Here is an 8,111-nt window from a genome sequence, read left to right as displayed (position 1 = left end):
AAACGCCCGGTTACATTCCGAACCCGGAAGCTAAGCCTTACAGCGCCGATGGTACTGCAGGGGGGACCCTGTGGGAGAGTAGGACACCGCCGAACTCCTTTTAGAGCTCTGGCTCTTGGGCACACAGCCCGAGAGCCAGAGCTTTTTTGCGTTGAGGTAGGGTCAGGGGGCATCGTTGGTACGTTTCCCACTGGAGGCCCCCGGGTGGAGGTCCAGGAGACCCGTGTCCAGACGGACCGGGTCCTCACCATCCCCAACATCCTCAGCATGGCGCGGCTCGTTGGCGTGCCGCTGTTCCTGTGGCTGATTCTCAGGCCCGAGTTCGGCGGGCCCGAGAGTGACGGCTGGGCGCTTCTGGTGCTGGCTCTGAGCGGCGTCAGCGACTACCTGGACGGCAAGCTCGCGCGGCGTTGGAACCAGATCAGCAGCCTTGGCCGGCTGCTCGATCCCGCGGCCGACCGGCTCTATATTCTCTCCACTTTGGTCGGTCTCACCTGGCGCGAGATTCTGCCCATCTGGTTGACCGCTGTACTTTTGGCGCGAGAGCTGGTTCTGCTGGGGATGGTGGGCATCCTCAGGCGTCATGGCTATCCGCCGCCGCAGGTGAACTTCCTTGGGAAGGCCGCCACGTTCAACTTGATGTATGCCTTCCCGCTGTTGCTGCTCAGTGACGGACGTGGATGGATCCCGTCACTCGCTGCTATTTTCGGATGGGCGTTCGCCGGATGGGGTACGACGCTGTACTGGTGGGCAGGAGTCCTGTACGTGGTACAGGTCCGCCGCCTGGTCCGTGCGGACGCCATGGCCGATGGAACTCGCGGATTGAAGCGGGCGTAGCGGCTCGATGGCCCGCAGTGGAAAAGTGCGGGACAATCTGGACGGGTGAAGTCGGCTAGACCGTCGTCTCTTGGAGGAGGACGCTTCCGACATGAAGGCCGTCGTGATGGCCGGGGGCGAAGGCACGCGCCTGCGCCCCATGACCTCAAGCATGCCCAAGCCGCTCCTGCCGGTGGCCAACCGGCCGATCATGGAGCACGTTCTGCGGCTGCTCAAAAGGCATGGGCTTAATGAGACCGTCGTGACAGTTCAGTTCCTGGCCTCACTGGTCAAGAACTACTTCGGTGACGGTGAAGAGCTCGGAATGGAGCTCAGCTATGCCAATGAGGAGAAGCCACTCGGTACCGCCGGAAGCGTCAAGAACGCCGAAGAGGCGTTGAAGGACGATGCTTTCCTGGTGATCTCGGGTGATGCCCTGACCGACTTCGACCTCACGGAGTTGATCAATTTCCACAAGGAAAAGGGTGCGCTCGTCACCGTCTGTCTGACGCGCGTGCCCAATCCGCTGGAATTCGGCATCACCATTGTCGACGAGGAGGGGCGGGTCGAGCGCTTCCTCGAGAAGCCGACCTGGGGTCAGGTCTTCTCGGACACGGTGAACACCGGCATCTATGTCATGGAGCCGGAGGTCTTCGACTATGTCGACCCCGACGTGCCCGTGGACTGGTCCGGCGATGTCTTCCCGCAGCTGATGAAGGAGGGCAAGCCGATCTATGGGTATGTCGCAGAGGGGTATTGGGAGGACGTCGGCACGCACGAGAGCTATGTGAAAGCGCAGGCCGACGTCCTGGAGGGCAAGGTCGACGTCGAGATCGACGGCTTTGAGCTCTCTCCGGGCGTGTGGGTGGCGGAAGGCGCCGAAGTGCATCCCGATGCCGTTCTGCGCGGGCCCCTGTACATCGGGGACTACGCCAAGGTCGAGGCCGGCGCGGAAATCCGCGAGCACACCGTCGTCGGCTCCAACGTCGTTGTGAAGAGCGGGGCTTTTCTGCACAGGGCTGTCGTGCACGACAACGTGTACGTCGGACAGCACAGCAATCTGCGCGGCTGTGTCGTCGGAAAGAACACCGACATCATGCGTGCGGCCCGGATCGAGGACGGCGCGGTCATCGGTGACGAGTGCCTGATCGGTGAAGAATCGATCGTGCAGGGCAACGTGCGTGTCTATCCGTTCAAGACGATCGAGGCCGGTGCCTTCGTCAACACGTCGGTGATCTGGGAGTCGAGGGGCCAGGCGCATCTCTTCGGCGCGCGCGGCGTCTCCGGGATCCTGAACGTGGAGATCACTCCCGAGCTCGCTGTACGCCTCGCCGGCGCCTATGCCACGACCTTGAAGAAGGGGTCCACGGTCACCACCGCCCGCGATCACTCCCGCGGTGCGCGGGCGCTGAAGCGAGCGGTCATCTCCGCGCTGCAGGCCAGCGCCATCGACGTACGAGACCTGGAGAACGTACCGCTGCCCGTGGCGCGGCAGCAGACCGCGCGGGGCAGTGCCGGCGGGATCATGATCCGGACGACGCCCGGGGTGCCGGATTCCGTGGACATCATGTTCTTCGACGGGCAGGGGGCCGACCTGTCGCAGGCCAGTCAGCGCAAGCTGGACCGGGTCTTCGCACGGCAGGAGTACCGACGAGCGTTCCCGGGAGAGATCGGGGACCTGCACTTCCCGGCCAGCGTCTTCGACTCGTACACCGGGTCGCTGTTGCGCAACGTCGATACGACCGGGATCTCGGAGTCCGGGCTGAAGGTCGTAGTCGATGCGTCGAACGGCAGCGCAGGGCTCGTGCTCCCCAGCCTGCTCGGCAAGCTCGGCGTGGACTCGCTGACCATCAACCCCGGTCTCGACGAGTCGAGGCCCACGGAGTCGGCGGATACGCGGCGGTCCGGGTTGGTGCGGCTGGGAGAGATCGTGGCGTCCGCGCGGGCCGCGTTCGGAGTGAGGTTCGATCCGGTCGGTGAGCGGCTGTCGCTGGTCGACGAGAAGGGGCGGATCGTCGAGGACGACCGGGCTCTGCTCGTCATGCTCGACCTCGTGGCCGCGGAGCGGCGCAGCGGACGGGTCGCGCTGCCGGTGACCACCACGCGGATCGCCGAGCAGGTGGCGGCGTATCACGGGACCCAGGTGGAGTGGACGACGACCTCGCCCGACGACCTGACGCGAGTCGGTCGCGACGACACGACGATCTTCGGTGGTGACGGCAAGGGCGGGTTCATCGTCCCGGAGTTCAGCAGCGTCTTCGACGGTACGGCCGCCTTTGTCCGGCTGATCGGGCTGGTGGCGCGGACCCAGCTCACGCTCAGCCAGATCGACGCGCGGATTCCGCGGGCGCATGTCATCAAGCGGGACCTTGCGACGCCCTGGGCCGTGAAGGGGCTTGTGATGCGCCGGGTCGTCGAGGCGGCCGGAGATCGCTTTGTCGACACCACCGATGGTGTGCGAGTGGTGGAGACCGATGGCCGCTGGGTGATGGTGCTGCCCGATCCGGCCGAGGCGGTCACCCATCTGTGGGCCGAAGGGCCCGACGACGCGTCCGCGCAGGCACTCCTCGACGAGTGGGCGGCGGTCGTGGACAGCGCCGGCCGCTGAGACAGGCCGCACGCGCGCGTGCCGGACACGTGTCCCCAGTGGGGCCGGTCCGGCACGCCGGTGGGGCCATTCGGAGGTAGTGGTCGCGACGTGCGACGATGTGCGGCATGCCGCAGCCCCCCGTTCGGAGCACACCTACGCCACCCTCACGCCCGGACGCATCCATGTCGCTGCTCACCAACGTCATGGATCACAGTCTCGACGACGGGTACGCCGAGGCGGCCGCACGGAAGAAGGCGGCGGGTGACGGGGGCCTGCCCAAGACCCTCAGGGCGAAGCTGGGGCTCGCTGCGGGACTGGTGCTCGCTGCACTCGTGGTGACCGTGGGAGCCGCGCAGGCGCGGGTCGCGGCGCCCGTCATGGCCAAGGAGCGCGAGGAACTGGTCGACCGCATCGACCGTGAGACGGCAGCGGCGGACGAGCTGGAGAAGAGCGTCGACAAGCTGCGTGAGGACGTGAGCGCCCGGCAGCGCGAGGCGCTGGAGACGACCGGTGACGGCGATCGGGCTGAGTTGGCGGGCATTCTGGCCGGCGCTGTCGAGGTGCACGGGCCAGGAGTGAAGCTGGTCGTGAACGACGCGAAGGAAGCCTCCACAGGCGGCGACGGCGAGCCGCGCGGGACGTCCGGGTTCTCGGACACCGGGCGGGTGCGCGACCGCGACATGCAGCGCGTGGTCAACGGGCTGTGGGAGTCGGGCGCCGAAGCCATCTCGATCAACGGGCAGCGGCTGACGGCCCTGTCGGCGATCAGGGCCGCGGGTGACGCGATACTGGTCGACAACAAGCCGCTGGTTCCGCCGTACACGGTGCTCGCGGTGGGAAACGGGGAGCGGCTGAGCACCAGGTTCCAGGACAGTGCCGACGGGCTGTATCTGCACGCCCTGCAGGAGAACTTCGGGATCAGGACCAACATCGCCGTGCAGGAGGACCTCCGGCTGCCCGCCGCGCCGAGTGTGATCGTACGTACCGCACAGCCGAACACCGAGAAAACCGAGAAGGGCACATCGTGATCGCCGTACTGGGCCTCGTCGTAGGAGTCGTGGCCGGCCTTTTGGTCCGGCCTGAGGTTCCGGCGGTCGTCGAGCCTTACCTGCCGATCGCCGTCGTGGCGGCTCTCGACGCCGTCTTCGGAGGTCTGCGCGCCATGCTCGACGGCATCTTCGACGACAAGGTCTTCGTCGTGTCGTTTTTGTCCAATGTTGTCGTCGCCGCACTGATCGTGTTCCTGGGTGACAAGTTGGGCGTGGGGGCCCAGCTGTCCACCGGTGTCGTCGTGGTGCTGGGCATTCGTATCTTCTCGAACGCCGCGGCGATTCGCCGGCACGTGTTCCGGGCGTGAGGCCGATGAGCAATCACGACGAGACGGCCGAGAACAGGTTGCGCAAGGAGTTGCCCGAAGAGGTCCCTGCCGGCGCGGCCGAGACCGTGGCGCCTGCCGTGCAGCAGGAGGCGGAGCGCGCCGGGCTGACCGGGCGGCAGCGGCTGGTGAAGGGGCTGTGGCCGCCGAGGATCACCCGGGCCCAACTCATCGTCGCCGTGCTGCTGTTCGGCCTCGGTTTCGGCCTCGCCGTCCAGGTGGCGTCGAACAGCGACGGGGACAGTGCCCTGCGTGGCGCACGTCAGGAAGATCTCGTTCGCATCCTCGATGAACTGGATGACCGTACTCAGCGTCTTGAGGACGAGAAGCAAGGTCTCGAGAAACAGCGCGACGAGCTGGAGAACAGCTCGAACCAGGCCGAGGAGGCCCGCAAGCAGACCGTCGAGAAGGAGAGGCAACTCGGCATTCTGGCGGGCACGGTGGCCGCGCAGGGACCTGGCATCACGATGACCATCGACGACACGAAGGGGACGGTCGAGGCGGACATGCTGCTCGACGCGATCCAGGAACTGCGCGCGGCCGGCGCGGAGGCGATCCAGGTGAACGGCGTACGCGTCGTCGCCAGCACTTATCTGACGGATTCCGGCAACAGCGTGAGCGTCGACGGGAACAAGATCAACGCTCCCTATCGTTTCAAGGTCATCGGCAAGCCGCAGGACCTCGAACCGGCGCTCAACATCCCTGGAGGCGTGGTGCAGACTCTCGAGAAGGAGCAGGCCACCGTGACCATCGAGCGGTCGGACAAGATCGTCGTGGACGCCTTGCGAGCGGCGAAGCGGCCTGACTACGCTCGGTCGTCCTCCCAGTGAACCGGCGGTGCATGGGGGACGTCCGGCAAGGGCATGAGGTTGCGGGGGGTCGGCGCACCGAATGGGTGGTGCGTGGTGGAAACTGTCTGGTGCAGACGGACGTTGTGAGGATGTCCGGGTCGGCCAGTAGGTTCAGTCAGGGTTCGTCCTGCCCCACGGGCGGGTCTGTTTCGGTCAAGGGGAATCGCCCGTGAAGTTGTTTGCGAAGTTGTTCGGCAAGAGCGCGCGAGAGGGCAGCGACAATGCGACCGCTCGTCACCGCGCGCAGGGGGACGATGAAGGTCAGCGCCCACTCTTCAGGGACCAGGTGCCTGGTCCGGGCGGTGACACTTCGGGAGGCCAGGGCGCGCCGTCGGTTGACCCTGGCCAGTCCGGCGGCATAGGTTTCGGACAACCGTCAACCTCAAGTACGGGTGGAGGGTTTTCCCCGATGTCGGCCCTGGTGTGTACGAGGTGCGGTAACCGCAACGCGGAGAACAGCCGCTTCTGTTCCAACTGCGGTGCTCCGCTGCGGGGCGGCACGCCTGAGCGTCCGTCCGAGACCACCTCCACGATCTCCATCTCCGGCCTTGAGGCGTACGACGCCGAGGCCACCGGCCAGACGCCGATTCCGGCTCTGTCCCCCGAGGCTCAGGCGGCCGTCGACGCACTGCCGCTGGGCTCCGCGCTGCTGGTGGTGCGCCGCGGTCCGAACTCGGGCAGCCGCTTCCTCCTGGACAGTGATCTGACCACGGCCGGGCGGCACCCGCAGAGCGACATCTTCCTGGACGACGTGACGGTCTCCCGTCGGCACGTGGAGTTCCGCCGCGGCCAGGACGGTTCGTTCACGGTGGCCGATGTCGGCAGCCTCAACGGCACGTACGTCAACCGCGAGCGGATCGACCAGGTCGCTCTGCACAACGGCGACGAGGTGCAGATCGGCAAATACCGGCTGGTCTTCTACGCGAGCCAGCGGGGCTACTGACCCTCCCCCGGATGCCGTCCGGGGAGACCCAGGGAAGGTCCATGCTGAAAACACCGAGCGGCGGTGCCGGGCACGGTGCCGCCGCCACGGACAGTCGGCTGATGAGCATCGGCACGGTTCTGAACGTGCTGCGCGAGGAATTCCCTGACATCACCATCTCCAAGATCCGTTTTCTGGAGTCGGAGGGCCTCGTCGAGCCGCAGCGGACCCCGTCGGGGTACCGCAAGTTCAGCGCGCAGGACGTCGAGCGGCTCGGGCATGTCCTGCGGATGCAGCGGGACCACTATCTGCCGCTCAAGGTCATCCGCGAGCACCTGGACGCGATGGAGCGCGGCGAGGCCGCACCGCTGCCGACGGTGTGCCGTCAGCGTGGCGGCGAAACGGTCCTGGAGGCCGCCGAGGGGCCCACGGCGGCCCGGATAGGCCGAGCCGAGCTGCTGGCCGCCACCGGGATCGATGAGCAGGAGCTCGAGGTATGGGAGTCGTACGGCCTGATCGGCCCGTTGCCGGACGGGGTGTACGACGCGGAGGCGGTCACTGTGGCCGCACTCATCGCGGAGCTGGGGCGCTTCGGGATCGAGCCAAGGCATCTGCGGGTGATGAAGGCCGCCGCCGACCGTGAGGCGGGGCTCGTGGACCAGGTCGTGGCGCCGCTGAGGCGGCACCGCAACCCGCAGACCAGGGCGCACGCGGAGGCCCGTGCGAAGGAGCTGGCGGGACTCACGGTGAAGCTGCACGCCGCGCTGGTGCAGAGTGCTCTCGGGGTGCGGCTGCCCTGAACCGGGGATGCCCGGGGGGCCGTATCAGCCGCCCGTTCTCTGCTCGACTACCCAAACGTCCCGAGCACGGCCTAGGGTTGCTGTGTGAACGAGCTCGATGTCGTAGGTGTCCGGGTCGAAATGCCCTCCAACCAACCGATCGTGCTCCTGCGTGAAGTGGGAGGCGACCGTTACCTCCCCATCTGGATCGGGCCGGGGGAGGCGACGGCGATCGCCTTTGCCCAGCAGGGCATGGCCCCCGCGCGACCGCTGACCCACGACCTGTTCAAGGACGTGCTGGAGGCCGTCGGCCAGGAGCTCACCGAAGTACGCATCACGGACCTGCGTGAGGGCGTCTTCTATGCCGAGCTGGTCTTCGCCAGCGGAGTCGAGGTGAGCGCCCGCCCGTCCGATGCCATAGCGCTGGCCCTGCGCACCGGAACGCCGATCTACGGCAGTGACGGGGTGCTCGACGACGCGGGCATCGCGATTCCGGACGAGCAGGAGGACGAGGTGGAGAAGTTCCGCGAGTTCCTCGACCAGATCTCGCCCGAGGACTTCGGCACCAGCAGTCAGTGAGGCGTGGGTGGGCGGCTCGGCGGACTCGCAGTCCGTGACAGTGCGGCCCGCAGCCGGTTACGGCTCAAATGCCGGCATTTGCCAGCGGCGAGTAAGAGCGTCCTGAGGCCTGCTCCGAGCGCATTCGGCTAGCCTTTCCCCGCGGTGGGGTGCGGGAAACCACTCCTAGGGTGATTATCACTCGGCGTGCCGAGTGTGG

8 protein-coding genes and 1 rRNA gene are annotated in these 8,111 nt (G+C 66.8%); all 9 read left to right on the top strand.

Annotation, left to right across the window (positions count from 1 at the left end):
* Positions 1-95, top strand: a 5S ribosomal RNA gene (gene rrf, locus ACIBU0_RS29995); the annotation flags it as partial.
* Positions 96-204: 109 nt separating this feature from the next.
* The gene (locus tag ACIBU0_RS29990) at positions 205-837 is read left to right on the top strand and encodes a CDP-alcohol phosphatidyltransferase family protein (RefSeq protein WP_398824597.1); all 633 of its coding nucleotides are present in this window, start codon (positions 205-207) and stop codon (positions 835-837) included.
* Positions 838-928: 91 nt separating this feature from the next.
* Complete coding sequence (locus tag ACIBU0_RS29985; RefSeq protein ID WP_398824595.1) at positions 929-3,424, top strand: sugar phosphate nucleotidyltransferase; 2,496 nt, start codon at positions 929-931, stop codon at positions 3,422-3,424.
* A gap of 164 nt (positions 3,425-3,588) precedes the next feature.
* Complete coding sequence (locus ACIBU0_RS29980) at positions 3,589-4,434, top strand: DUF881 domain-containing protein (protein ID WP_398824593.1); 846 nt, start codon at positions 3,589-3,591, stop codon at positions 4,432-4,434.
* Complete coding sequence (locus ACIBU0_RS29975) at positions 4,431-4,763, top strand: small basic family protein (protein ID WP_003988855.1); 333 nt, start codon at positions 4,431-4,433, stop codon at positions 4,761-4,763. Before ACIBU0_RS29980 ends, ACIBU0_RS29975 begins: the two co-directional genes overlap by 4 nt.
* Positions 4,764-4,768: 5 nt before the next feature.
* Positions 4,769-5,611 carry a DUF881 domain-containing protein gene (locus ACIBU0_RS29970; RefSeq protein WP_398824591.1) on the top strand — a complete coding sequence of 281 codons (843 nt, stop codon included), beginning with the start codon at positions 4,769-4,771 and terminating at the stop codon, positions 5,609-5,611.
* Between the two features lie 430 nt (positions 5,612-6,041).
* Entirely contained in the window at positions 6,042-6,575 is a 534-nt protein-coding gene (locus ACIBU0_RS29965; protein WP_398824589.1) for an FHA domain-containing protein, read from the top strand.
* Between the two features lie 41 nt (positions 6,576-6,616).
* A complete protein-coding gene (locus tag ACIBU0_RS29960; protein WP_398824587.1) occupies positions 6,617-7,354 on the top strand; it encodes a MerR family transcriptional regulator in 738 nt (245 codons plus the stop codon).
* A gap of 84 nt (positions 7,355-7,438) precedes the next feature.
* A complete protein-coding gene (locus ACIBU0_RS29955; protein WP_004002801.1) occupies positions 7,439-7,912 on the top strand; it encodes a bifunctional nuclease family protein in 474 nt (157 codons plus the stop codon).
* The last annotated feature ends 199 nt before the right edge of the window (positions 7,913-8,111 follow it).

The sequence above is a fragment of the Streptomyces sp. NPDC049627 genome, assembly GCF_044465645.1.
Lineage (GTDB): Bacteria > Actinomycetota > Actinomycetes > Streptomycetales > Streptomycetaceae > Streptomyces.
The sequence above is the reverse complement of the archived record's forward strand: the minus strand, read 5'-3'. Positions and strand labels throughout refer to the sequence as shown.

Bases quoted from the DNA above. Each gene is read 5' to 3' on its own strand.
- ACIBU0_RS29985 (WP_398824595.1), top strand. From the start codon at position 929: ATGAAGGCCGTCGTGATGGCCGGGGGCGAAGGCACGCGCCTGCGCCCC.
- ACIBU0_RS29965 (WP_398824589.1), top strand. From the start codon at position 6,042: ATGTCGGCCCTGGTGTGTACGAGGTGCGGTAACCGCAACGCGGAGAAC.
- ACIBU0_RS29970 (WP_398824591.1), top strand. From the start codon at position 4,769: ATGAGCAATCACGACGAGACGGCCGAGAACAGGTTGCGCAAGGAGTTG.
- ACIBU0_RS29960 (WP_398824587.1), top strand. From the start codon at position 6,617: ATGCTGAAAACACCGAGCGGCGGTGCCGGGCACGGTGCCGCCGCCACG.
- ACIBU0_RS29980 (WP_398824593.1), top strand. From the start codon at position 3,589: ATGTCGCTGCTCACCAACGTCATGGATCACAGTCTCGACGACGGGTAC.